General features: G+C 52.7%; 20 protein-coding genes. 3 read left to right on the plus strand and 17 right to left on the minus strand.

What is annotated here, in order from left to right; genetic code table 11:
* Positions 1-85: 85 nt before the first annotated feature.
* The 6 genes from glgP to asd all read right to left on the minus strand — a co-directional run bounded on the left by glgP (position 86) and on the right by asd (position 10,829).
* Positions 86-2,533 carry a glycogen phosphorylase gene (gene glgP / locus A7Z29_RS11890; protein ID WP_000993435.1) on the minus strand — a complete coding sequence of 816 codons (2,448 nt, stop codon included), beginning with the start codon at positions 2,531-2,533 and terminating at the stop codon, positions 86-88.
* Between the two features lie 18 nt (positions 2,534-2,551).
* Entirely contained in the window at positions 2,552-3,985 is a 1,434-nt protein-coding gene (gene glgA, locus A7Z29_RS11895) for a glycogen synthase GlgA (RefSeq protein ID WP_001197629.1), read from the minus strand.
* Positions 3,985-5,280, minus strand: a complete 1,296-nt coding sequence (gene glgC, locus A7Z29_RS11900) for a glucose-1-phosphate adenylyltransferase (RefSeq protein ID WP_000624234.1) — start codon at positions 5,278-5,280, stop codon at positions 3,985-3,987. The genes glgA and glgC overlap by 1 nt, the downstream gene beginning before the upstream one ends.
* 17 nt (positions 5,281-5,297) lie before the next feature.
* Complete coding sequence (gene glgX / locus A7Z29_RS11905) at positions 5,298-7,271, minus strand: glycogen debranching protein GlgX (RefSeq protein WP_105290277.1); 1,974 nt, start codon at positions 7,269-7,271, stop codon at positions 5,298-5,300.
* A complete protein-coding gene (gene glgB / locus A7Z29_RS11910) occupies positions 7,271-9,454 on the minus strand; it encodes a 1,4-alpha-glucan branching enzyme (protein ID WP_105290278.1) in 2,184 nt (727 codons plus the stop codon). The genes glgX and glgB overlap by 1 nt, the downstream gene beginning before the upstream one ends.
* A 271-nt stretch (positions 9,455-9,725) precedes the next feature.
* The gene (asd, locus tag A7Z29_RS11915) at positions 9,726-10,829 is read right to left on the minus strand and encodes an aspartate-semialdehyde dehydrogenase (protein ID WP_000799967.1); all 1,104 of its coding nucleotides are present in this window, start codon (positions 10,827-10,829) and stop codon (positions 9,726-9,728) included.
* A gap of 192 nt (positions 10,830-11,021) precedes the next feature.
* Here asd and yhgN point away from each other — a divergent pair, with 192 nt between their 5' ends.
* Positions 11,022-11,615: an NAAT family transporter YhgN gene (gene yhgN / locus A7Z29_RS11920; protein ID WP_001002547.1), complete on the plus strand. Its 594-nt coding sequence runs from the start codon at positions 11,022-11,024 to the stop codon at positions 11,613-11,615.
* Between the two features lie 56 nt (positions 11,616-11,671).
* Here the strand turns inward: yhgN and gntU are convergent, their stop codons facing one another.
* The 5 genes from gntU to A7Z29_RS11945 form a co-directional block, all read right to left on the minus strand.
* Complete coding sequence (gene gntU, locus A7Z29_RS11925; RefSeq protein ID WP_000105942.1) at positions 11,672-13,012, minus strand: gluconate transporter; 1,341 nt, start codon at positions 13,010-13,012, stop codon at positions 11,672-11,674.
* Positions 13,013-13,015: 3 nt separating this feature from the next.
* Complete coding sequence (gene gntK / locus A7Z29_RS11930; protein ID WP_000108328.1) at positions 13,016-13,543, minus strand: gluconokinase; 528 nt, start codon at positions 13,541-13,543, stop codon at positions 13,016-13,018.
* 138 nt (positions 13,544-13,681) lie between these two features.
* Complete coding sequence (gene gntR, locus A7Z29_RS11935; protein WP_000730250.1) at positions 13,682-14,677, minus strand: gluconate operon transcriptional repressor GntR; 996 nt, start codon at positions 14,675-14,677, stop codon at positions 13,682-13,684.
* A gap of 93 nt (positions 14,678-14,770) precedes the next feature.
* Complete coding sequence (gene yhhW / locus A7Z29_RS11940) at positions 14,771-15,466, minus strand: quercetin 2,3-dioxygenase (RefSeq protein ID WP_000639800.1); 696 nt, start codon at positions 15,464-15,466, stop codon at positions 14,771-14,773.
* 122 nt (positions 15,467-15,588) lie between these two features.
* Positions 15,589-16,626 carry an oxidoreductase gene (locus A7Z29_RS11945; RefSeq protein ID WP_000236320.1) on the minus strand — a complete coding sequence of 346 codons (1,038 nt, stop codon included), beginning with the start codon at positions 16,624-16,626 and terminating at the stop codon, positions 15,589-15,591.
* Between the two features lie 475 nt (positions 16,627-17,101).
* Between A7Z29_RS11945 and yhhY the strand changes: the two genes are divergently transcribed.
* Complete coding sequence (yhhY, locus tag A7Z29_RS11950) at positions 17,102-17,590, plus strand: N-acetyltransferase (RefSeq protein ID WP_105290279.1); 489 nt, start codon at positions 17,102-17,104, stop codon at positions 17,588-17,590.
* Positions 17,591-17,650: 60 nt separating this feature from the next.
* Here yhhY and ggt read toward each other — a convergent pair whose 3' ends face one another.
* The gene (ggt, locus tag A7Z29_RS11955) at positions 17,651-19,384 is read right to left on the minus strand and encodes a gamma-glutamyltransferase (protein ID WP_105290280.1); all 1,734 of its coding nucleotides are present in this window, start codon (positions 19,382-19,384) and stop codon (positions 17,651-17,653) included.
* A gap of 119 nt (positions 19,385-19,503) precedes the next feature.
* On the opposite strand from ggt, the gene A7Z29_RS11960 reads away from it, so the two are divergent.
* Positions 19,504-19,944 (plus strand): DUF2756 family protein, encoded by a 441-nt coding sequence (locus tag A7Z29_RS11960; protein WP_105290281.1) that lies wholly within the window; start codon positions 19,504-19,506, stop codon positions 19,942-19,944.
* Here the strand turns inward: A7Z29_RS11960 and ugpQ are convergent.
* The 5 genes from ugpQ to ugpB form a co-directional block, all read right to left on the minus strand.
* Positions 19,931-20,674: a glycerophosphodiester phosphodiesterase gene (gene ugpQ, locus A7Z29_RS11965; RefSeq protein ID WP_000073604.1), complete on the minus strand. Its 744-nt coding sequence runs from the start codon at positions 20,672-20,674 to the stop codon at positions 19,931-19,933. The genes A7Z29_RS11960 and ugpQ overlap by 14 nt on opposite strands.
* Positions 20,671-21,741: a sn-glycerol 3-phosphate ABC transporter ATP binding protein UgpC gene (gene ugpC / locus A7Z29_RS11970; RefSeq protein WP_105290282.1), complete on the minus strand. Its 1,071-nt coding sequence runs from the start codon at positions 21,739-21,741 to the stop codon at positions 20,671-20,673. The genes ugpQ and ugpC overlap by 4 nt, the downstream gene beginning before the upstream one ends.
* Position 21,742: 1 nt before the next feature.
* Positions 21,743-22,588 (minus strand): sn-glycerol-3-phosphate ABC transporter permease UgpE, encoded by an 846-nt coding sequence (ugpE, locus tag A7Z29_RS11975; protein WP_105290283.1) that lies wholly within the window; start codon positions 22,586-22,588, stop codon positions 21,743-21,745.
* Positions 22,585-23,472 carry a sn-glycerol-3-phosphate ABC transporter permease UgpA gene (gene ugpA / locus A7Z29_RS11980; protein WP_000099289.1) on the minus strand — a complete coding sequence of 296 codons (888 nt, stop codon included), beginning with the start codon at positions 23,470-23,472 and terminating at the stop codon, positions 22,585-22,587. Before ugpA ends, ugpE begins: the two co-directional genes overlap by 4 nt.
* A 221-nt stretch (positions 23,473-23,693) precedes the next feature.
* Positions 23,694-25,010: a sn-glycerol-3-phosphate ABC transporter substrate-binding protein UgpB gene (ugpB, locus tag A7Z29_RS11985; RefSeq protein WP_105290284.1), complete on the minus strand. Its 1,317-nt coding sequence runs from the start codon at positions 25,008-25,010 to the stop codon at positions 23,694-23,696.

The raw sequence follows: 25,010 nt of genomic DNA on the forward strand, positions 1-25,010 counted from the left end.
CACTATCTTCGCCCCGCTGGACACTTTTCCGAAATAAAGGCGAAAAAAAACGGGACCTTTTGGCCCCGTTCTATTTTTGGCGAAATTACAATCTCACCGGATCAATATGCCAAATAAGATCGGCGTACTCTTTAATAGTCCGGTCAGAAGAGAAATAGCCCATATTTGCGATGTTCAGCATCGCTTTGGCTGTCCACTCTTCCGGACGTTCGTACAGTTCGTCAACTTTATCCTGACAATCGACATAGCTGCGATAATCCGCCAGCACCTGGTAGTGATCGCCAAAGTTGATCAGCGAATCAACCAGATCGCGGTAGCGTCCCGGATCTTCCGGACTGAACACGCCGCTGCCGATTTGCGTCAGCACCTGATGCAGTTCTTCGTCTTTCTCGTAGTATTCACGCGGTTTGTAGCCCTGACGACGCAGTTCTTCCACTTCTTCCGCAGTGTTACCAAAGATAAAGATATTATCCGCACCGACATGATCCAGCATCTCGACGTTCGCACCGTCCAGCGTACCGATAGTCAGTGCGCCGTTAAGTGCAAACTTCATGTTACTGGTGCCGGAGGCTTCCGTACCCGCCAGCGAAATCTGTTCGGAAAGATCGGCTGCCGGAATGATCAGCTGCGCCAGGCTGACGCTGTAGTTCGGGATAAACACCACTTTCAGCTTATCGCCAATCTGTGGATCGTTGTTGATCACTTTCGCTACGTCATTGATCAAATGGATAATGTGCTTCGCCATGTAATAGGCCGAAGCCGCCTTACCGCCAAAGATATTCACTCGTGGAACCCACTTCGCATCTGGATCGGCCTTGATGCGGTTATAGCGGGTGATCACGTGCAACACATTCATCAATTGACGTTTGTATTCGTGAATACGTTTGATTTGCACATCAAACAGCGCCTTCGGATTCACCACCACATTCAATTGTTGGGCGATGTACTCCGCCAGACGCTTTTTGTTCTCCAGTTTCGCCTGATGAACAGCATGATTGACCATCGGAAAATCACAATGCTGTTGCAACTCGTTTAATTGACTCAGATCGGTACGCCAGTTACGACCGAGGTGTTGATCCAGCACGCCTGAAAGCGACGGATTCGCCACCGCCAGCCAGCGACGCGGAGTCACACCATTGGTAACGTTGGTGAAACGTCCAGGGAAGATCTTCGCAAAGTCAGCAAACAGCGATTGCACCATCAGATTAGAGTGCAGCTCCGATACGCCGTTAACTTTGTGGCTGACCACAACAGCCAGCCAGGCCATGCGCACACGACGCCCATTCGATTCATCAATGATCGACGCCCGTCCCAGCAGGTCAGTATCGTTCGGATACTGCTCCTGCAAGGTTTTCAGGAAATAGTCGTTGATTTCAAAGATAATCTGCAAATGGCGCGGCAGAATTTTACCCAGCATATCGACCGGCCAGGTTTCCAGCGCCTCGCTCATCAGCGTGTGGTTGGTGTAGGAGAAGACCTCGCAGCACACTTCAAAAGCGTCGTCCCAGCTAAATTTGTGCTCATCGATCAGCAGACGCATCAGCTCAGGAATCGACAGCACCGGATGGGTGTCGTTGAGGTGAATCGCGATTTTATCCGCCAGGTTATCGTAGGTTTTATGCAACTGATAATGGCGACTTAAAATGTCCTGAATGGTCGAAGATACCAGGAAATATTCCTGACGCAAACGCAGTTCACGTCCGGAATAGGTGGAGTCATCCGGGTACAGTACGCGGGATACGTTCTCAGAGTGGTTTTTATCTTCCACTGCCGCGAAGTAGTCACCCTGGTTAAATTTACCAAGATTAATTTCGCTACTGGCTTGAGCACTCCACAGACGCAAAGTGTTGGTCGCGTCAGTATCATAACCGGGGATGATTTGGTCGTAAGCCACGGCCAGAATCTCTTCGGTTTCAATCCAGCGCGTTTTCTTACCTTCTTGCTGAATACGGCCGCCAAAACGCACTTTGTAGCGCGTATTGTGGCGTTTAAATTCCCACGGATTGCCGTACTCCAGCCAGTAGTCCGGAGACTCTTTCTGACTGCCGTTAACGATGTTCTGTTTGAACATACCATAGTCATAACGGATGCCGTAACCGCGCCCCGGCAACCCTAACGTCGCCAGCGAATCCAGGAAGCAGGCGGCCAGACGCCCCAGGCCACCGTTACCGAGACCCGGGTCATTTTCTTCATCAATCAACTCTTCGAGATTTAATCCCATCGACTCCAGCGCACCCTGGACATCGTCATAAATACCTAACGACAGCATGGCGTTGGAGAGAGTACGGCCAATCAAAAACTCCATCGACAGGTAGTAAACCTGGCGAGTTTCTTGCGACAGCTGGGCACGATTCGAACGTAACCAGCGTTCCACGAGACGATCGCGCACAGCAAATAACGTTGCGTTCAGCCATTCATGTTTATTGGCGACGACCGGATCCTTTCCAATCGTAAACATCAGCTTGTAAGCGATAGAGTGCTTAAGAGCTTCTACGCTTAGCGTGGGCGATGAATATGTAAACGGAGCATTCATATAGGCATTTCCTGAAAACTATTTCAAGCGATAGTAAAGCTCACGGTACGACTTCGCCGCGACCTGCCAGCTAAAATCCATTGCCATAGCCTGACGTTGCACAAACCGCCACAGTGAAGGGCGAGACCACAGAACAAAAGCGCGTCGAATAGCCCGTAACAGCGACCAGGCATTACTATCTTCAAAGACAAACCCACTGGCGACGCCATCTGCAAGGTTCTCAAGAGAACAGTCAGAAACCGTATCAGCAAGCCCACCGGTACGCCGCACCAGTGGCAGCGTGCCGTACTTCAATCCATAAAGTTGCGTTAAGCCGCACGGTTCAAAACGACTGGGAACCAGAATGACGTCCGCGCCGCCCATAATGCGATGCGAAAATGCTTCGTGATAACCAATCTGTACACCAACCTTGCCGGGATGCTCCGCCGCTGCAGCAAGAAAACCTTCCTGCAATACCGGATCGCCCGCGCCGAGCAGTGCCAGTTGTCCGCCCTGTTCCAGAAGACCCGGTAAGGCTTCCAGCACCAAATCCAGTCCTTTCTGGCTGGTCAGACGGCTCACCACTGCAAAAAGCGGCACTTTATCGTCAACCTTAAGCCCCATTGCGATTTGCAACTGGCGCTTATTCTCCGCTTTATCCTCCAATGAATCGCGGGTGTAACGCGAGGCTAAAAGTAAGTCCGTCTCTGGACTCCATATTTTCTCGTCCACGCCGTTCAGTACGCCGGAAAGTCGTCCTTCACGATGACGCTGCTGGAGTAAACCTTCCATACCGTAGGCAAACTGTGGTTCAGTGATCTCACGAGCGTAGGTCGGACTAACCGCTGTAATGTGGTCGGCGTAATACAATCCGGCCTTCAGGAAAGAGATTTGCCCGTTGAATTCCAGCCCGTGAACATTAAAGAATGACCATGGCAATTGGATGTCATTCATGTGATGTGCATAAAACATGCCTTGATAGGCCAGGTTGTGTACAGTAAACACCGACTTCGCCGGACGCCCATGTGCCGCCAGATACGCAGGCGCAAGACCCGCATGCCAGTCGTGCGCGTGCACAACATCGGGGCGCCAGAATGGGTCAAGCCCGCTTGCCATCTCCGCTCCAACCCATCCGAGCAGTGCAAAACGCAATACGTTGTCGGTGTAAGCAAATAAGTTGGTATCGTGATACGGGCTTCCGGGACGATCGTAGAGATGCGGTGCATCAATCAGGTAAATGCCAACCCCGTTGTAATGCCCAAACAGCAGCGTGAAATGTCCGGCAAAGGTATCACGGCGAGATACCACCTTTGCATCGGTCACGCCACGGCGAATATCGGGAAATGCAGGCAACAGTACGCGAGCGTCAACGCCGTCTGCGATTTGTGCTGCGGGTAATGCCCCAATAACATCAGCCAGACCGCCGGTTTTAAGCAGCGGGAACATCTCTGAACATACATGTAAAACCTGCATTATCGCTCCTGTTTGTACCCTAACTTCCGTAGCATTTCGCGCGTAACCAGCACAATGCCTTCTTCTGAACGATAGAAACGACGTGCATCCTCTTCTGCATCCTCACCAATCACCATTCCTTCCGGAATGACACAAGCGCGGTCAATGACGCAGCGACGCAGACGGCACGAGCGACCTACCCATACTTCCGGCAGCAATACGGCGGAATCAATGTTGCAGAATGAATTCACGCGAACGCGTGAGAACAGAACGGACTGCACCACCACCGAACCAGAGATCACACAACCGCCGGAAACCAGTGAGTTAAGGGTCATCCCATGGCTACCGGAGCGATCCTGAACGAATTTCGCTGGCGGCAATGATTCATTGTAGGTGCGAATCGGCCAGTTGCGATCGTACATATCCAGTTCCGGCACGACAGAAGCCAGATCCAGGTTCGCTTTCCAGTAAGCCTCCAGTGTCCCAACATCACGCCAGTACGGCTCGGCGTCCGGGTCGGACTGTACACAAGAGAGCGGGAATGGATGCGCATAGGCGAGGCCTGCTTCGGTAATTTTTGGAATCAAATCCTTACCAAAGTCGTGGCTGGAGTTTTCATCACGATCGTCTTCTTCCAGCAATTCATACAGGTACTCTGCATCAAAGACGTAGATCCCCATACTCGCTAAAGATTTGCTCGGATCGTTTGGCATTGACGGCGGGTTAGCCGGTTTTTCAACAAATTCGATAATTTTATCGTTTCCATCAACCGCCATAACGCCAAATGCAGAGGCTTCTTCAATCGGTACAGGCATACAAGCAACGGTGCAACGTGCGCCTTTTTCGACGTGGTCGATAAGCATACGCGAGTAGTCTTGCTTGTAGATATGGTCACCCGCCAGGATCACTACGTACTCCGCTTTATAACGGCGGATAATGTCGAGGTTTTGGGTAACGGCATCTGCCGTACCGCGATACCAGTTCTCCCCTTTCATTCTCTGCTGCGCTGGCAGCAGATCGACAAACTCGTTCATTTCTTCATTGAAGAACGACCAGCCGCGCTGAATATGCTGTACCAGAGTGTGAGACTGGTACTGGGTGATCACGCCCATACGACGGATACCGGAGTTGATACAGTTGGACAGTGCAAAATCGATAATACGGAACTTGCCGCCGAAGTGTACGGCAGGCTTTGCTCGTTTATTGGTTAAATCCTTCAGGCGAGTACCACGTCCCCCCGCCAGAATCAGGGCAACAGACTTCAATGGCAGCTGGCGCGCCAACATTAAGTGATCGTTCTTCTCTAAACTAATCATGACTAACTCCTTTTTTATCATCTCTGGAACACACACAGTCCGTGTGCAGGTCCCGGCCAGACAGCCGTAATCACTGGGTTATCCTCTCCAGCGAATGGGGGAATGGCACGCCACTCCCCAGCAGGTAAAACAATCTCTGTTACCTCAAGCGTGGCGTTTATTGCGATCAAGAAACGATCCGAAAGCAAAATTTGCAGCTGCTTTGGCCCGTTCTGCCACTCATCCGAGCTTAAAGATTGAGCATATCGATTCAGCCAACGGACATTGCCGTCGCCTTCTTCCCACCAGCGATCCTCTGCCAAAGCAGGAATGCGCTTGCGCAGATGGATTAACGCGGCGGTAAACGCGGTTAAGCCACTGCTTGCTTGCGACCAGTCCAACCACGTTAGTTGGTTATCCTGACAGTAAGCATTGTTATTGCCATGCTGGCTGTGACCGTGTTCGTCACCGGCCAGTAACATCGGCGTACCCTGGGAGAGCAACAACGTTGTTAACAGGGCGTGAATGCTGTCGCGCCGCCGTTCAACCAGATCAAGAGTACCGCCTAACCCTTCTTTACCATGATTGTTACTGTAATTGTTGTTGGTTCCGTCGCGATTTTCTTCTCCGTTTGCTTCATTGTGTTTATGGTTAAAACAAACGCAGTCGCGAAGCGTAAAACCGTCATGCGCTGTGACCAGATTAATCGCAGCACTCGGCAGACGGCCATTACGTTTAAAAACATCGCTGGAAGCAGCAAAACGTCCGGCAAACTCCCCCAGCGACAGGTTATAGTGCAGCCAGAAGCGCCGGGCGGCATCGCGGAAATGATCGTTCCACTCGGCAAACAACGGCGGGAAATTCCCCACCTGATAGCCGCCAGGCGCGATATCCCACGGTTCGGCAATCAGCTTCACTTGCGAAAGTACCGGGCAATTCTGAATAGCCGTAAACAGAGGCGCATCCTGACGAAACTCCGGCGTTCGCCCCATGACTGTAGCGAGATCGAAGCGGAAGCCATCAACATGACAAGTTTCCACCCAATAGCGTAGACAGGCGCTGGCGTACTCCACCACAGCTGGATGGCTCAAATTGAGCGTATTGCCGCAACCAGTCCAGTTGTGATAATCGCCGTCTTCTCTTATCCAATAATAGCTACGGTTATCGATCCCGCGCAGGGAGAATAACGGGCCGTCGAGATCCAGTTCCGCACTGTGGTTGAGAACGATGTCGAGAATGACCTCAATGCCCGCTTTGTGCAGGGCTTTGACTGCATCGCGGAACTCATCCAACGCCGTATCGGGCGAGCATGCATACGCCGGATGCAGTGCAAACAGCGCCACCGGGTTGTAACCCCAGTAGTTACTCAACCCCATTCGTTGCAAGCGCGGCTCACTGGCAAATTGCGCGATCGGCAGCAGTTCCAGTGCGGTAATGCCCAACTGTTTTAAATAGTTGATCATCACCGGATGCCCCAGGGCTTTATAGGTTCCACGGATCTCGACCGGGATCTCCGGGTGCAAGTAGGTTAAGCCTTTGACATGGGCTTCATAAATGATGGTACTGCCCCACGACGTGCGCGGCGGGGCATCATCTTCCCAGTCATAGTGATCCACGACCACTACGCATTTCGGCGCAATAGCAGCGTTGTCGCGATAGTCAGGATCACTATGCCCGGCGTGCAGCAGCGGGTTATCTTTAAATTCCCCGACAATTTGCCGCGCGCAAGGATCAATCAACAACTTCGCCGGGTTAAAGCGATGCCCCATGGAGGGTTGCCATGGGCCATGAACGCGGTAACCATAACGCAAACCCGGGCGCGCATCCGGCAGATAACCGTGCCAGATGTCACCACTTCGTCCTAGCAAATCATACCGATGTTCGATGCCCTGAGCGTCAAACACACACAGCTCTACCCGTTCGGCATGAGCGGAGAAGAGCGTGAAGTTAACGCCCTGGCCGTCGTAATGCGCGCCAAGAGGAGCGGGATTGCCAATGGCAAGTTGTGTCATTATCCCTCCCGAACCAGCCAGATAGTGGCCAGCGGCGGTAGCGTAAGGCTTAATGAATGCTGGCGACCGTGGCTGGCGATCTCATCACTGTGTACTGCGCCGCCATTACCGGTATTGCTACCGTGATAGTGCATGGAATCCGTATTGAGGATTTCACGCCATTTACCCGGCTGATTAATGCCAAAGCGATAATCATGGCGCGGCACCGGCGTAAAGTTACTGGCAACGATAATTTCATTACCCTCTTTATCACGGCGAACAAAAATCAGCACCGAACGTTCATGGTCATCCACCACCAGCCATTCAAAGCCATACGCGTCAAAATCCAGCTCGTGCAATGCTTTGTGATAGCGATAAGTGTGGTTCAGATCGCGCACCAGACGCTGGACACCGTGGTGCCAGTTGTCGCCGCCTTCCAGCAGGTGCCAGTCAAGGCTGGCGTCGTGGTTCCACTCACGCCCTTGAGCAAATTCATTGCCCATGAACAGCAGTTTTTTGCCTGGGAACGCCCACATCCAGGCATAGTAGGCTCGCAGATTGGCAAACTTCTGCCATGCATCGCCCGGCATTCTGTCGAGAATCGATTTTTTGCCGTGCACCACTTCGTCGTGCGACAACGGCAGGACGAAGTTTTCAGTGTAGTTGTAGAGCATCCCGAAGGTGAGTTTATCGTGATGGTATTGACGATAAACCGGGTCGAGCTTCATGTAGTCCAGGGTGTCGTGCATCCAGCCGAGGTTCCACTTGTACCAGAAGCCGAGGCCGCCGATATCCTGCGGACGAGAAACGCCAGGGAAGTCAGTAGACTCCTCCGCCATCGTTACCGCGCCAGGAACTTGCTCACCGATAATACGGTTGGTATTGCGTAAAAATTCAATCGCTTCCAGATTCTCGCGTCCACCAAACTCGTTGGGGATCCACTCGCCCTCTTTACGGCTGTAGTCGCGATAAATCATCGACGCCACCGCATCGATACGCAGCGCATCAATACCAAAACGTTCAATCCAGTACAGCGCGTTACCGACAAGGAAGTTACTGACTTCACGGCGACCATAGTTGTAGATCAGCGTGTTCCAGTCCTGATGATAGCCTTCGCGCGGATCGCTGTGTTCATACAGATTTGTTCCGTCAAATTCGGCAAGTGCAAAGTCATCAGTCGGGAAGTGCCCCGGCACCCAGTCAAGAATAACGTTCAAACCGGCTGCGTGTGCGGCATCAATGAAATAGCGGAAGTCATCGCGAGTACCAAAACGGCGAGTTGGCGCGTACAGACCCGTCGGTTGATAGCCCCAACTACCATCGAATGGATGTTCGTTAATTGGCAGCAGTTCGAGATGGGTAAAGCCCATCCATTTAGCGTAAGGCACCAGTTGATCGGCCAGCTCGCGGTAGCTTAACCAGAAGTTGTTGTCGGTGTGACGACGCCAGGAACCCAGATGAACTTCATAGATAGAGATTGGCGCATCAAACTGATTCGCTTTTTTGCGCTCTTCGGTCTGCACGACCTTTTCAGGCAGTCCGCAAATAAGGGAAGCGGTTTCCGGACGCATCTGTGCTTCAAAGGCATAAGGATCAGACTTCAAACGCAGATTGCCATTGGCATCAATCATTTCGTATTTATAGAGCTGACCGTTGTGCGCGCCAGGGATAAACAGTTCCCAGATGCCGCTCTCTTTACGCAGGCGCATCGGATGACGACGACCATCCCAGTAGTTGAATTGCCCAACAACCGAGACTCGGCGGGCATTGGGTGCCCAGACAGAAAAACGCGTGCCGGTAACGCCATCCATGGTATCTGCGTGTGCGCCTAAGGTTTCATACGGGCGCAGGTGAGTACCTTCAGATAACAGCCAGGCATCCATTTCCTGAATTAAAGGGCCAAAACGGTAAGGGTCATCAATAAGATTCTGCTGACCATGCCAGACAACAGCCAACTGATAGCGGAAAAAATTCTTACGTCGTGGAATGACGCCGCTGAAGAATCCACGAGAGTCGAGACACTCCAGTTTAGCGACTTTGCGTCCGGTTTTTGGTTCAATCACCCACACATCGGTGGCGTCAGGTAAAAGGGCACGGACTTCCAGTCCTGCTGTAGTTTTATGCATTCCCAGTACGGAAAATGGGTCTGCAAAATGGCCTGCAATTAGCGCGTTTATCACGTCTCTATCGATACGAACGGACATGCTTGTCTTCCTGTTTTATTGTGTCACCCCATCCAACTGATTTTTGACATCTGGTTGTGACATTTTTTTGACCTGAACGGCGCAGCACTCTGTGCATCCTCTCTGCGTCGTCCTCCCTTCAGGTAAGGCAGTGAATACTCATGTATTCTGCCACCCTTAAAGAATAGCCAATGCTCTATCTAACTCCCGGTAAATCATGAAACATCTGCGCTTACTCCTGTATTACGCACTAAAAGGGGCGGCATTGCGCCCCAGATTTAATGAATAAAGATTACGCCAGTTGACGAAGCATCCGGCGCAGCGGCTCCGCTGCACCCCACAGCAACTGGTCACCCACGGTAAAGGCTGACAGAAATTCTGGCCCCATATTCAGTTTACGCAGGCGGCCTACAGGCGTGGTCAGCGTGCCAGTAACGGCTGCTGGGGTTAGCTCACGCATAGTGATTTCCCGATCGTTTGGTACGACTTTCGCCCACGGATTGTGAGCCGCCAGCAGTTCTTCCACGGTCGGAATCGATACATCTTTTTTCAATTTGATGGTGAATGCCTGACTATGGCAGCGCAATGCTCCGACACGCACGCATAAACCATCTACCGGAATCACAGAAGATGTGTTGAGGATCTTGTTAGTTTCCGCCTGCCCTTTCCATTCTTCGCGGCTCTGACCGTTATCAAGCTGTTTGTCGATCCACGGAATCAGGCTACCCGCCAGCGGAACACCAAAGTTATCCACCGGCAACTCGCCGCTGCGGGTTAAGGTCGTGACTTTGCGTTCAATATTGAGAATAGCAGAGGACGGGGTTGCGAGTTCATCCGCCACATGACCATACAGTTGGCCCATCTGGGTTAACAACTCCCGCATATGTCGCGCACCACCGCCGGAAGCCGCCTGGTAGGTTGCAACGGAAACCCAATCAACAAGATCATTGGCGAATAAACCGCCTAACGACATCAACATCAGGCTTACGGTACAGTTACCGCCCACAAAAGTCCTGATGCCTTTATTTAATCCGTCAGTAATGACGTCCTGATTGACTGGGTCAAGGATGATGATGGCGTCGTCTTTCATGCGCAGAGACGATGCTGCGTCAATCCAGTAACCTTGCCACCCGTTCTCACGGAGCTTTGGATAGATTTCGTTGGTATAATCGCCGCCCTGACAGGTTACGATGATATCGAGGGCCTGCAGCGCCTCCAGATCAAAGGCATCCTGAAGTGTGCCGGTAGTACCGCCAAAGGACGGTGCAGCCTGACCAGGCTGGGAAGTCGAAAAGAAGACAGGGCGAATGGCGTCGAAGTCGCGCTCTTCAACCATGCGTTGCATGAGAACGGAGCCGACCATACCGCGCCAGCCGATAAAACCAACATTTTTCATAAGCGTTTTTTTCCTGCAAAGATGTGTGCTGTATATATGTGCCGGTGTCCTCGTGGCACATCTTTCACCATACAAAAAGCAGCCAAAGTCGCAAGTGAAATTAATCAATGATAGCGAAGCAATCAGTAATGCGACTTATCCTGCTTTCATAGCACGCAGAAAGTCCAACGCAATTATCAGGGAACTTGAGTTATGAATGAAATCATTTCTGCAGCAGTTTTATTGATCTTGATTATGGATCCGCTCGGAAACCTACCTATTTTCATGTCCGTACTGAAACATACTGAACCGAAAAGACGTCGGGCAATCATGGTGCGAGAGTTGCTTATTGCTCTTCTGGTGATGCTGGTGTTCCTGTTTGCGGGTGAGAAAATTCTGGCATTTCTTAGTCTGCGGGCGGAAACCGTCTCTATTTCTGGCGGCATCATTCTGTTTCTGATTGCCATTAAGATGATTTTCCCCAGCGCATCGGGAAACAGCAGTGGGCTTCCGGCCGGTGAAGAGCCATTTATCGTGCCATTAGCCATTCCGCTGGTCGCCGGGCCGACGATTCTCGCCACGCTGATGTTGCTGTCTCATCAGTACCCCAATCAGATGGGGCATCTGGTGATTGCCCTGCTGCTGGCCTGGGGCGGCACATTTGTCATCCTGCTGCAGTCATCGCTATTTTTACGTCTGCTGGGCGAGAAAGGGGTGAATGCACTGGAACGCCTGATGGGATTGATTCTGGTGATGATGGCAACCCAGATGTTCCTCGACGGCGTTCGGATGTGGATGAAGGGGTGACGGGGATAATTTCTCGAAATGAGCCCGGTAGCGTCAGAACTACCGGGCGAACAAACTTAACTCAACAGCTGGAACGCAATCATCCCGACGATAGCACCGACAGTGCCAAGGATGGTTTCCATCATGGTCCAGGTTTTCAGCGTTTCGGCTTCGGTCGCGCCGGTAAATTTACCGAACAACCAGAAACCAGCGTCGTTAACGTGGCTGACAACAATCGAACCACCGGCGATACAAATCGACAACGCCGCCATTTGCGCACCGGAGTAGTTCAGTTGTTCAATAACCGGCATCACCAGTCCCACCGCCGTTAAGCAGGCAACGGTGGCAGAACCCTGAATGATGCGCACTGCAGCGGCCAGCACGAAGCAGGTGATCGCAATCGGCAGCCCCATCCCGGTTAACGCTTCGCCCAGTGCCGGACCTACGCCAGAATCAACCAGTACCTGTTTGAACACGCCACCTGCACCAATCACCAGCAGAATGATTCCCGCCGGTTGCAGCGCGTGACCGCAAATCTCCATCACTTTGTCTTTCGGCATACCCTGACGCATCGCCAGACCATAAATCGCCACCAAACAAGCAACCAGAATCGCGGTAAACGGATGACCGATAAACTCGAACCATTCATAAGCGGTAGAGCCTTCCGGCACAAAACGCGCGGCAATGGTTTTAAGACCTACCAGCACCAGCGGCAGCAGGATCAGCGACAGGCTGAATCCGAAAGATGGCATTTTTCCTTCGCCGAGATGCGGTTCGCTGATGTCGTCAGGAATATGCAGTTCCACGTAGCGGCTGATGAAATTACCCCACAGCGGCCCGGCAATAATCATTCCCGGAATTGCCGCACACAGGCCAATCAAGATCATCCAGCCAAAGTCGGCGTTCATCTGCGATGCCAGCAGCATTGGCGCTGGCCCCGGCAGTAAGAACGCCGCCGCTGCCGCCACACCGGCGAATAACGGGATAACCAGTTTCACCAGGTTCGTGCCGGTATGGCGCGCCATTGAGAAAGCAACGCTAATCAGCAGAACAATCGCCACTTCAAAGAACAGCGGTAGCGCACAAACCAGCCCAGCAAGGCCAATGGCATAATGAGCGCGGCTGTGGCCGAAGGATTTGAGCATTTTGACGGCAATCTGATCGACTGCGCCGGTTTCATGTAAGATCTTGCCAAACATGGCTCCCAGAGCGACAACCACCGCCAGGAAGCCGAGGGTGCCTCCCATCCCTTTTTCCATCGTCGCTGCGATTTTATCGAGCGGCATACCGGAAAAAAGGCCAGCCCCCATAGACACCACCATCAAAGCCAGGAAGGCGTGCATACGCGCCTTCATGACTAAAAACAGCAGCAGTAAAACAGACCCTACTGCTGTTAAAACAAGCGTTAATGTACTCACTACTTATTTGCCTTTTTTAATAACCTCAATGGTGCTTGCCACAACACCTTCCAGTGGCTGATCGATATCCACCACCAGTACATCGGTTTCGTCCGCACCCGGTTCCTGCAGCGTTTCAAACTGCGTCACCAGCATTTGGGTTTTAAAGAAATGGCCTTTACGCGCTTTCAGGCGGCTTTCAATCACATCAAAATCGCCTTTCAGGTAGATGAAAGAGAGATTCGGATTACCCGCGCGTAGCAGGTCGCGATAGTGCTTTTTCAGTGCAGAACAGACGATCAGCGACACTTTATTGGTGCGCTGCATGGCAAACGCGGCGTCGTTCAGTGCCTGTAACCACGGTTTGCGATCGTCATCATTCAACGGTTCACCGGACGCCATTTTTTCGATATTGCGACGCGGATGGAGGAAATCGCCATCAAGAAACGCGGCATGAAGTTGATGCGCCACTTCACTGGCGACCGCAGATTTGCCGCTGCCCGATACGCCCATCAAGACGTAAATGTGGTGATCATGGTTAGTCGTGCTCAAAGTGGTGCCCCCACAATACAAGAATTAAAAATGTTACGGGTAACTGTTATCGGTAACATTGTCCAGCCGGACAAAATCAGAAGCAATATCCATCCGTGCCTTAAGTGTATAAGTGTGAGCTACTTCAAATTTGTGAGCTTAAATAGATCCGCCCGGTGACAAGGTGAAACCTAAATCTAACATTTTCGGTGTCACTGCTTCGCCACGAATACGCGCCAGCAGGCGTTCAGCGCCAATGCTGCCCATCCGCTCACGCGGTGTCAGCACACTCGCCAGCCGTGGCTCCATCACCTGACCAATATCGTGACCGTGGAAACCGGCAATCGCCATATCGTCAGGAATTTTCAGCCCCAAACGCTGACATTCAAACGCCGCGCCGACAGCCAGGTCATCGTTGGTACAGAATACGCCATCCAACTGCGGATATTCCCGCCGCGCCTGGCGAATCAGTTCAATACCTGAAGAGTAAGAAGAAGATTGTTCAACCATCACGCTATATGGCACCAGGCCTGCATCCAGCATCGCCTGTTCGTATCCCTTCTGTTTGATGATAGTACGTTCGTCGAGACGTGCGCCGAGATAGGCAATGTGACGATGCCCGCGAGCAATAATGGCGGTGGTCATCTGGCGTGCCGCTTCAAAGTTATCAAAACCGACGGCGATATCGAGGCACGGTGATTTACTGTCCATCAGTTCCACCACCGGAATACCTGCCACTTCAATCATCTTTAAGGTGCGCGGCGTGTGGGTACGTTCGGTGAGGATCAGCCCGTCGATATTCCAGGAGAGCATCGATTCGAGACGTTCTTGCTCCATTTCCGGTTTATAACCGTAGTGCGCCAGCATAGTCTGATAACCGTGCGCGTCGGTGACGCTTTCGATGCCGCGTAATACTTCCGCGAAAACCTGGTTGGTGAGAGAAGGTAACAGGACGCCAATTGCCCGGCTGGTAGCATTTGAGAGGATATCGGGCGCGCGGTTGGGAATATAACCCAGTTCATCAAGAGCGGCGGCAATCTTGCCGCGTAAGGCGACGGAGACCTGCTCCGGGTTGCGTAAAAAACGGCTGACCGTCATTTTGGTCACGCCTACACGGTCAGCCACATCCTGAAGTACGGGTCTTTTCTTTTTCATCGTCCTGAAGGGTACAAAAGGGATAGATTCTTTTAGTTTACCACGGACGCATCACAACCTTCCTGATTCCTCAGGAAGGTTTGTGAGATAAATTTAGACTGGCGGTAAATCGAACAGCAGGATTTCACTGTCGCTATCGGCGTGGACGGAGATTGCCTGCTCATCCCAGATTGCCAGACCATCGCTGGTAGAGGCTTTGACACCGTTAATGGTGACATTGCCTTTTACTACCTGGATCCAGACGCGGCGTTCAGCGGCAATCTGATGTATCGACTGCTCATCTTTTACCAGCGCCCAGCGGTAAAGTTCCATATCCTGATACACTTTCAGCGAACCATCACGCGCATCCGGCGAAAGAACCAGCTGTTTGCCCTGCACGGCATCAAAGCGACGCTGTTCATAACGCGGCGTAATCCCATTTTCTTCTGGCATGATCCAGATCTGATACAGATGCAGACGCTCGGTGCTGCTGGGGTTGTACTCTGAGTGACGAATACCCGTACCCGCACTCATTATCTGAAACTCGCCCGCCGGAACATGCTCTTTATTGCCCATGCTGTCCTGATGCTCAACAGTACCTTCCAGCACGTAGGTCAAAATTTCCATATCTTTATGTGGGTGAGTGCCGAAGCCCTGCCCTGCTTCAATCACGTCGTCGTTAATCACGCGCAGCGCGGAGAAGCCCATAAAATTCGGATCGTAATAGTTGGCAAAAGAGAAAGTGTGCCAGGAGTCCAGCCAGCCATGATTTGCATGACCACGTTCATTTGCTTTGCGTAAGTAGATCATTTGTATTCACCCCCTGAATGTTTTCGATGGGCTTAGTGTGGACCCGATCCGCCTGGGATGATAGAGGGTGAAAATTGACCCCTCTGTTCAAAAAAATTGAACTATTCGAGGAGCCATCAAACTTACTTCGCGAGAGTCACTGTGGAGGGAGAGACTTGTTCAAAACCGCGTTCAAGGATTTCCAGATTAGTAAGAACTTCAGATTCCTTGACGTAATTTGGTGCACCGGTGGTGATGGTTTGATGCAGCGCATCGTAGACGCGTCCGTAATCTCCCACCTCCGGCGTCATCTCTTCTCTTACCGTCACGCCCTCGTCATTGACATACTCCAGCACACCGACCGAATCATCCGCTGCGAATCCCGGTTCGCCCGGCATAATATTAGCCTTCAGGCTGGTTTCCTGCTGGTCGATACCGTATTTAATAAATGTACCTTTCTTACCGTGAACGATAAATTTCGGATAATCGATTTTCACCAGATGGCTGGTTTTGACGATGGCTTTCAAATCACCATAAAACAACTGCGCTTCAAAGGTGTCGTCCGGATTGGCTTTATTACGCAGGCTGCGAATGTCGTAAGCCACATGATCCGGGCGACCGAACAGCGAGATAATCTGGTCGAGGGTATGCACGCCAAGGCCATAAAATGCACCATCTTGCGGCAGCCCCGGTTTAGTTTCTGCCACCGGGCGGTAGTAGTCAAAATGGCTTTCCACTTCAACAATCTCCCCCAGCTTGCCGCTTTCAATCGCTTTTTTCGCCGTCAGGAAGCAGGAATCAAAGCGGCGATTCTGATACGGCGTGACGGTCAGCCCTTTGCTTTTTGCCAGCGCAAACAGCTCTTTCGCCTGCGCAAGCGTAGGGGTGAACGGTTTTTCAACCAGCACATTTTTCCCGGCTTCCAGCGCGCGCTTCGCGTACTCGAAGTGGCTATCAGCGTGAGTGCAGACGACAACCAGTTTAACGTCAGGATCGTTTAATACTTCGTCGAGATCGCTGGTGAAATGGATATGCGAGTAGACAGGTGCCTGTTCTTCCGGCTTCGCATGGCGGCGGAAAATATGCGCGACATGCCAGCTATCCTTGCGGTTAAGTACATACGGCAGATGGTAACGGGTGGTGCTTTTGCCGAAGCCAATAAAGGCGCAGTTAATGACCATGATTTCGTCCTTTTATAAGGTGGTTAGTTACACCTTAACGCAAAGCGGACGTGGTTCCTATGCCTGTGCTTCAGTACGTCAGATTGTTGGCAAAGTGCACTTTGATCATGCCGGATGCGGCGTGAACGCCTTATCCGACCTACGGTTCAGGCACAGGTTTGTAGGCTGATAAGCGTAGCGCATCAGGCAATTTTGCATTTGTCTCAACACGAGCACTTCCCGTGGGCAAAATAGCAAGTCAGCCTGGCAGGAACGAAAGCAAAAAAAAGCCAGCACCCGGCTGGCTAAGTAATACTGGAAGCAATGTGAGCAATGTCGTGCTTTCAGGTTCTCCGCGAGGGTCTTCCTGATCGCGAGACAATAATAATCATTCTCATTCGCACTTGTCCAACACTTTTTGCAAAAAAATGCATTTGACTCGCATTTGAAAGTCAATGATGTTGAAAGGGACATTTACCCCAAAGAGGACAGAGGAATGAGTGAGATAGTGATACGCCACGCTGAAACGCGCGATTACGAGGCCATTCGGCAAATCCACGCCCAGCCGGAGGTGTATTACAACACGCTACAGGTGCCTCATCCTTCCGATCATATGTGGCAGGAGCGACTCGCCGATCGTCCCGGCATCAAACAGTTAGTCGCCTGTATTGATGGAACCGTCGTGGGTCATCTCACCATTGACGTGCAGCAACGCCCGCGCCGCAGTCATGTTGCCGATTTTGGTATCTGCGTCGACTCCCGCTGGCACAATCGCGGCGTCGCCAGCGCCCTGATGCGAGAGATGATTGAGATGTGCGACAACTGGCTGCGGGTAGATCGCATTGAACTAACCGTGTTTGTCGATAACGCCCCGGCAATTAAGGTCTATAAAAAATACGGTTTTGAGATTGAAGGAACTGGTAAAAAGTACGCGTTGCGAAATGGTGAATATGTCGATGCGTATTTTATGGCGCGGGTGAAGTAAAGAATTTGCAATCTAAGTTGGTCATTTAAGCCCTCACCTACCGGGAGAGGGCTTAAGATATTAATACCCCGCCGTTAAATCATCCACCGAGCGCGGGTCGGATGCCCCATACAACTCACCGTCCGGCCCAACCATAATGCTTTGTGTACTGCCCATCGCCTCTTTCAGTGCCACTTTCTGACCTTTTGCTTCCAGCAGTTTGAGCGTATCCGGGCTAAATCCTTTCTCGACACGCAGCTCGTCCGGCAACCACTGATGGTGGAAACGCGGCGCATTGGTCGCTTCGGCAACGTTCATTCCATAATCGATGCTGTTCACCACCATTTGCAGCACGGTGGTGATAATCCGGCTCCCGCCAGGGCTGCCAGTCACCAGCCAGGTTTTACCGTCTTTCACCACAATGGTTGGTGACATCGATGACAGCGGACGTTTGTTCGGCCCGACGGCGTTAGCATCACCGCCCACCAGCCCGTAAACGTTCGGCACGCCCGGTTTGGCGGAGAAATCATCCATCTGGTTATTAAGCAGAATACCGCTCTCGCCCGCGACAATACCCGTACCGAAGGTGGTGTTCAGCGTATAGGTCACCGCCACCGCGTTACCGTCTTTATCCACCACTGAGTAATGGGTTGTTTGATTGCTCTCATAAGGCGCAAGTTTGCCTGGGCGAATTTCGCTGGACGGCTTCGCTTTGTTGATATCAATTTGATCGGCAATGGATTTGGCATAGGCTTTATTGGTCAGCGCCTGCCACGGCACTTTGACAAAATCCGGGTCGCCAAGATATTCCGAGCGGTCGGCGTAGGCGTATTTCTCAGCTTCAGCCATGATTTGCATCGCGTCGGCACTGCCAAAGCCGTATTTCTTCATATCGAAGTTTTCCAGGATATTGAGGATCTGCACGATATGAATCCCGCCGGAGGATGGCGGTGGCATGGAGTAAACCTGATACCCGCGATAATCGCCGCTTATTGGTGTGCGTTCGACCGCTTTATACGCCGCTAAATCCTCTTTGGTAATTAAGCCACCGTTTTTCTGCATCTCCTGGGCAATCTGTTCCGCTATCTTGCCTTTGTAGAATTCGTCCGAGCCGTTTTCAGCAATCATCTCCAGACTCTTTGCCAGATTCGCCTGTACCAGCCTGTCGCCCTTTTTCAGCGGTTCACCCTCTTTCCAGAAGATAGCCTTGCTGTTTTCGTGATTCGGCAGCACTTCACTGCCGTAGGTTTTGAGATCGTCGGCCAGCGCGTCGTTAACGATAAAACCATCACGCGCCAGTTTAAACGCCGGTTGCACCACTTTGTTCAGCGGCATAGTGCCGTACTTCTCCAGCGCCAGCGAGAAGCCTGCGACCGTGCCAGGCGTACCGGAGGCCAGATGCGAAGTGAGTGATTTTTTGCTGTCCGGGTTGCCCTGGTCATCGAGAAACATATCGCGGGTCGCTTTGGCGGGTGCCATTTCGCGGAAATCGATAGCGGTTGTATTGCCATCCTTAGTGCGGATCAGCATAAAACCACCGCCGCCCAGATTCCCCGCCTGCGGATGCGTTACCGCCAGCGCATACCCCACCGCCACGGCGGCATCAACGGCATTCCCGCCCTCCTTTAGAATATCTACTCCCACTTGGGTGGCAGTGGCATCGACAGACGCCACCATCCCCTGTTTCGCGCGTACCGGATGAAAGACATCTTCCTCCACGCCATAAGAAACAGGAGGCGCGGCGGCGGCGCTAAAACAACTTCCTGAGAGCAGAGCAGCAATGGCCACCCGGCGTAAAAACGTCGGTTTTATCATCGTTATTCTCCAGAGATTAAGGGGCAACCCCAGCTAAGCCTGGTATATAACTCTGAATTAATCATCGTTTTGCCGGGAAGCGAGTAAACTTAAAGGATATCTTCAGAGGAGGATACGCGATGAAACGACTTCTGCTTTTGACGGCACTCCTGCCGTTCGTCGGCTTTGCACAGCCCATTAATACTCTGAACAACCCTAACCAGTCGGGGTATCAGATCCCCAGTCAGCAACGGATGCAAACCCAGATGCAGACCCAGCAAATCCAGCAAAAAGGGATGCTGAATCAGCAACTGAAAACGCAGACGCAATTACAGCAGCAACATTTAGAAAATCAGATTAACAGTAACTCGCAGCGGGTATTGCAGCCGCAGCCGGGGGAGCTAAATCCCGCCCGGCAGCAAATGCTGCCCAACACCAACGGCGGGATGTTAAACGGCAACCGTAATCCAGATAACTCGCTGAATCAGCAGCATATGCTGCCGGAGAGGAGAAACGGCGACATGCTGAATCAACCCAGCACGCCGCAGCCTGATATTCCGTTGAAAACTATTGGGCCGTAAAGTTCGGATCAATCACGTCAATCGCATCGGTACAAATGCAATCCACGCCCCAGCGCAGCAACTCTGCCGCGCGCTGGGGTTTATTGACGGTATAAACCAGAATCCGTAATCCGGCGTCTTTCAACTGCCTCACTCGCGCTTTATCGAGCAACTTATGATTGAGATGAATAGAGACGCAGCCCAGCCGCATAGTCAGTTCTCGCCAGTCGTCGCGCCACTCATCAAGCAACAAACCGCGCGGCAGTTCCGGTGCAGCCTGTTGTGCAGCTTCTAAAGCATCAATCTCAAACGATGACAGCAGCGGCGGCGTCATAGCAGTCCAAAGTTCACGCGCCGCCAGCGCCACCATTTTGCCCGTTAATGACCCGGTGCCAGTGGTGGGTTTGATTTCGATATTCGCCATCATCCCGTGTTCGCGGCAGCGTTCCGCCACCTGCGAAAGCAAGGGCAGCGGCTCGCCTTTAAACGCTTTGCTGTACCAACTGCCTGCATCCACGCGCAGTAAATCCTGCCAGTTTAGTTCGCCTGCTACGCCCCAGCCGTTGCTGGTACGCTCGAGATTATCGTCATGGAGCAAGAAGATCTCACCATCTTTCGATAACTTCGCGTCAAATTCGATCATCTTATGACCGTATTTTGCCCCCACATCGATTGCCGCCAGGGTGTTTTCTGGAGCCAGTTTACCGCCGCCACGATGGGCGACGATGCGGGGATAAGGCCAGTTACTCATACTCGTTGTCCTGTTTCACCATCAAAAAGATGTAGCTGATTTTCCGGCAGATGCAGCCACAGTGTGCTGCCTGCCGTCGGGCGCTCCTGATGCGCCAGTCGTACCACCAGCTTCTGTTCGCCCCAGCGTCCGTGCACCAGGTTATCTGCGCCGAGGATCTCCAGCGTGTCCATCACCAGCGGCACGCCGCCTTCTGCCTGCGAGCTTAACGCAATATGTTCCGGGCGAATACCGAGGGTCATTTTACGTCCGGCATACTGCCGGTAGCTACCGTTTAGCGGCAGCGCGATACCGCCGTCCAGTTCGAAGTACGTGCCTTCGTTATTCACGCGGCCTGTCAGCAGGTTCATCGCTGGACTGCCGATAAAACTCGCCACAAACAGGCTGGCGGGCTTTTCATACACTTCAACCGGCGTGCCAATCTGTTCGGCAACGCCGCCGTTCATCACCATCACCCGCTGAGCGAGCGTCATCGCCTCAACCTGATCGTGAGTAACGTAGAGTGAAGTCGTTTTCAGGCGACGGTGCAATTGCTGCAACTCAAGGCGCATCTGCACGCGCAGCTTGGCATCAAGGTTCGAGAGCGGCTCATCAAACAAAAATACCGCCGGATCGCGCACAATCGCGCGCCCCATTGCCACGCGCTGGCGCTGCCCGCCGGAAAGCTCACGCGGGCGGCGCTTAAGCAGGCCGTCCAGTTCCAGAATGCGTGCCGCTTCTTGAACGCGCTCGGCAATTTGCTGCTTGCCCATGCCGCGAATTTTCAGCCCCCACGCCATGTTTTCTTCGACGCTCATATGCGGATAAAGCGCGTAGTTCTGGAACACCATCGCAATCCCGCGATCTTTCGGCTCCATTTCGGTCACCCGCTGGTCGTTGATCCAGATATCGCCTTCCGTCACCCGCTCCAGCCCGGCAACCATGCGCAGCAGCGTCGATTTCCCGCAGCCAGACGGACCGACCATCACGATAAATTCGCCATCCGCCACATCAAGGGTCAGTGGTTTAATCACCTGGGTTTTGCCATCCCAGCTTTTGGTTACTGCCTGTAATTTCAGTCCTGCCATCTTATTTCTCACTATCGACCAGGCCGCGCACGAAGGCACGCTGCATCACTAAAACAATCACCACCGGAGGGATAAGCGTTAACAACATCGCCGCCATCACCGAGTTCCATTCCGTGGTGCCTTCGCCTGTGGCAATCATCCCTTTGATCCCTGCAACGGTAGTGCCGAGATCAACGTCGGTAATAATCAGCAGCGGCCACAGATACTGGTTCCAGCCGTAGATAAAGGTGATCACAAACAGCGCCGCCAGATTGGTTTTCGACAACGGAAAAACAATGTCGCAAAAGAAGCGCATTGCCGACGCGCCGTCGATCCGCGCGGCTTCCACCAGCTCATCCGGCAGCGTCATAAAGAACTGGCGGAACAGGAAGGTAGCGGTCGCCGAGGCCATCAGCGGCAGCGTTAAACCGGCGTAGCTGTCGAGCATCTTCAGATTGGCAATGACTTCTACCGTCGGGAAAATACGCACTTCAACCGGCAGCATCAGGGTGATAAAAATCATCCAGAAGAAGAGGTTACGCAGCGGAAAACGAAACCAGACAATAGCAAATGCCGAAAGCATCGAGACGGTAATTTTGCCGAGCGTAATGCTGAACGCCATCACAAAGCTGTTAAGCAACATCCGCCAGAACGGCGCACTATTCGTGCCTACCCCGTTCACCCAGATGTTGTGGATGTTTTCCAGTAGATGTGTGCCAGGAATTAGCGTCATCGGCGCGGCGTAGACAGCTTGTTTATCCAGCGTTGCCGCGACAAACGCCACGTACAGCGGGAAGAGGATCACCGCGATCCCGAGGATCAGCATGGTATGGCTGAATATCGTCAGCCACGGACGGTTCTCAATCATTGGTAACGCACCTTGCTTTCAACATAGCGGAACTGCACCACCGTCAGCACGATGACGAGGAACATCAACACCACCGACTGCGCGGCAGACGAAGCCAGATCCAGTCCGGTAAAGCCTTCGCGGTAGATCTTATAAATCAGCGTCGTGGTGGCCTGAACCGGCCCGCCGGACGTGGCGGCGTCGATCACCGGGAAGGTGTCGAAGAAGGCGTAGACCAGGTTCACCACCAGCAGGAAGAAACTCACCGGGGCGATAAGCGGCAGCGCAATCTTAAAGAAGCGGCGAATTGGGCCTGCGCCGTCGATGGCTGCGGCTTCGATCAACGAACGGGGAATGGATTGCAGCGCGGCATAGAAGAACAGAAAGTTATAGCTGATTTGCTTCCACACCGAGGCAAACACCACCAGGAACATCGCCTGACCGCTGTTTTGCGCGTGGTTCCAGTCGTAGCCGAACTCAGCGAGAAAATGAGTGATCAGCCCACGACCGGGGTTAAACAGGAAGATCCACAATACGGCGGCAACGGCGGGTGCCACAGCGTAAGGCAGCAGCATTAAGGTTTGATAGAAACGGCTGCCGCGCACGATGTACTCCACCAACGCCGCAAAGAACAGCGACACCAGCAAACCACTGACGGTGACAAAGGTGCTGAATTTTATCGTCGTCCAGAAGGAGTCGAGATAGTAGCTGTCATGGAACAGCGTGACGAAGTTATCCAGGCCGACAAACTGGCTGGAGAAACCAAACGGATCGACGCTTTGTAGCGAATACCACAACGCTTCGCCCGCAGGCCAGATAAAAAAGATAACGGTGATGATGAGCTGCGGCGCGACCAGCAGATAGGGCAGCCAGCGCGAGCGGAACACCGGACGGGATGATGACATAAATAAACTCTTCGTGTTGTGTTCCCCTCACCCCGACCCTCTCCCCAAAGGGGCGAGGGAGAAAGGCGGTGCGGCGTTTTGCCATTGAGTCAACTTCGCTCTACCACGCCGGGTGGTTCCCTTCGCCTTCAGAACGAAGTGACAAACCGACACGGCACTTTCCCACCACGCCGATCGGTTCCCTCTCCCTTAGGGAGAGGGTTAGGGTGAGGGTAAGAGAATTAAGACTTAGTAGACTGCTCAAAGCGGCGCAGTAACTGATTCCCACGCTCAACGGCAGTATCCAGCGCCTGCTGTGGCGTCTTCTTGCCGGTCCACACGCTCTCCAGCTCTTCATCCACAATCACGCGGATCTGCGGCATGTTGCCCAGACGCAGCCCTTTGGTGAACGGCAACGGCGGTTTGTTCAGCATCTGACGCGTCGCGGTATCCGCCCCTGGGTTTTTCTCGTAAAAGCCCTGCTCACGGGTCAGGTCATACGCCGCTTTGGTGATCGGCAGATAACCGGTTTTCTGATGCCACTCAGCAGCGTTTTCTGGCTTCGCGAGGAAGTCGAGGAACTTAGCCACGCCGGTATACGTTTCTTTATCTTTGCCCTGCATCACCCACAGGCTGGCTCCGCCGATAATGGCATTTTGTGGCGCATCTTTCGCGTCAGCGTCGTAAGGCATCATGCCTACGCCATAGTTGAATTTGGCGTACTCGCGAATGTTGGCAAGCGAACCGGAAGAGGCGGTGGTCATCGCGCAATCACCGTTATAGAACTTCTCGGTGGATTCATCCTTACGACCGACGTAGCTGAAGTCGCCCTTCTTGTTCATCTCCTCGAGCATAGCAATGTGTCTCACCTGCTCCGGCTTGTTGAACTCCAGCACCGCGTCTGTGCCGTCAAAGCCGTTGTTTTTGCTGGCAAACGGTAGACCGTTCCAGGCGCTAAAATTTTCCAGTTGGATCCAGCCCTGCCAGCCGCTGGCGTAGCCGCACTTCATGCCGGAGGCTTTCAGTTTTGCGGAATAGTCCGCCAGATCCTGCCAGGTTTTCGGCGGCTGTTCCGGGTCTAAACCGGCTTTCTTGAAGGCGTCTTTGTTGTAATAGAGAACGGGAGTCGAGCTGTTGAACGGCTGGGAGAGTAAGTGGCCGGTTTTGCTGTCGGAGTAGTAACCTGAAACTGTCGGCACAAACTGCGACTCATCGAAGTTAATCCCCGCCTCTTTAAACACGTCATATACCGGTTTAATGGCTTTCGACGCCATCATGGTAGCGGTGCCAACTTCATAAACCTGCAAAATAGCCGGCGCGTTGCCGGTACGAAATGCGGCAATCCCCGCGCTTAAATTCTGTTCGTAGTTGCCTTTGTAGGTCGGTACAATTTTGTAATCCGGGTTTTCGGCATTAAAACGTTGAGCCAGAGAATCCACCTCTTTACCCAGTTCCCCTTCCATAGAATGCCAGAACGGAATGGTCGTCACTGCCTGTGCATTCCCCATTAACGCCAGTCCGAGCGCCAGTGCTGAAGCTGTATAATGTAACGGTTTCAT

The sequence above is a fragment of the Escherichia sp. MOD1-EC6842 genome, from assembly GCF_002965705.1.
GTDB lineage: Bacteria > Pseudomonadota > Gammaproteobacteria > Enterobacterales > Enterobacteriaceae > Escherichia > Escherichia ruysiae.

Coding starts and splice junctions, on each gene's coding strand:
- glgP (WP_000993435.1), bottom strand. CDS start 2,533: ATGAATGCTCCGTTTACATATTCATCGCCCACGCTAAGCGTAGAAGCT.
- glgA (WP_001197629.1), bottom strand. CDS start 3,985: ATGCAGGTTTTACATGTATGTTCAGAGATGTTCCCGCTGCTTAAAACC.
- glgC (WP_000624234.1), bottom strand. CDS start 5,280: ATGATTAGTTTAGAGAAGAACGATCACTTAATGTTGGCGCGCCAGCTG.
- glgX (WP_105290277.1), bottom strand. CDS start 7,271: ATGACACAACTTGCCATTGGCAATCCCGCTCCTCTTGGCGCGCATTAC.
- glgB (WP_105290278.1), bottom strand. CDS start 9,454: ATGTCCGTTCGTATCGATAGAGACGTGATAAACGCGCTAATTGCAGGC.
- asd (WP_000799967.1), bottom strand. CDS start 10,829: ATGAAAAATGTTGGTTTTATCGGCTGGCGCGGTATGGTCGGCTCCGTT.
- yhgN (WP_001002547.1), top strand. CDS start 11,022: ATGAATGAAATCATTTCTGCAGCAGTTTTATTGATCTTGATTATGGAT.
- gntR (WP_000730250.1), bottom strand. CDS start 14,677: ATGAAAAAGAAAAGACCCGTACTTCAGGATGTGGCTGACCGTGTAGGC.
- yhhW (WP_000639800.1), bottom strand. CDS start 15,466: ATGATCTACTTACGCAAAGCAAATGAACGTGGTCATGCAAATCATGGC.
- A7Z29_RS11945 (WP_000236320.1), bottom strand. CDS start 16,626: ATGGTCATTAACTGCGCCTTTATTGGCTTCGGCAAAAGCACCACCCGT.
- yhhY (WP_105290279.1), top strand. CDS start 17,102: ATGAGTGAGATAGTGATACGCCACGCTGAAACGCGCGATTACGAGGCC.
- ggt (WP_105290280.1), bottom strand. CDS start 19,384: ATGATAAAACCGACGTTTTTACGCCGGGTGGCCATTGCTGCTCTGCTC.
- A7Z29_RS11960 (WP_105290281.1), top strand. CDS start 19,504: ATGAAACGACTTCTGCTTTTGACGGCACTCCTGCCGTTCGTCGGCTTT.
- ugpQ (WP_000073604.1), bottom strand. CDS start 20,674: ATGAGTAACTGGCCTTATCCCCGCATCGTCGCCCATCGTGGCGGCGGT.
- ugpC (WP_105290282.1), bottom strand. CDS start 21,741: ATGGCAGGACTGAAATTACAGGCAGTAACCAAAAGCTGGGATGGCAAA.
- ugpE (WP_105290283.1), bottom strand. CDS start 22,588: ATGATTGAGAACCGTCCGTGGCTGACGATATTCAGCCATACCATGCTG.
- ugpA (WP_000099289.1), bottom strand. CDS start 23,472: ATGTCATCATCCCGTCCGGTGTTCCGCTCGCGCTGGCTGCCCTATCTG.
- ugpB (WP_105290284.1), bottom strand. CDS start 25,010: ATGAAACCGTTACATTATACAGCTTCAGCACTGGCGCTCGGACTGGCG.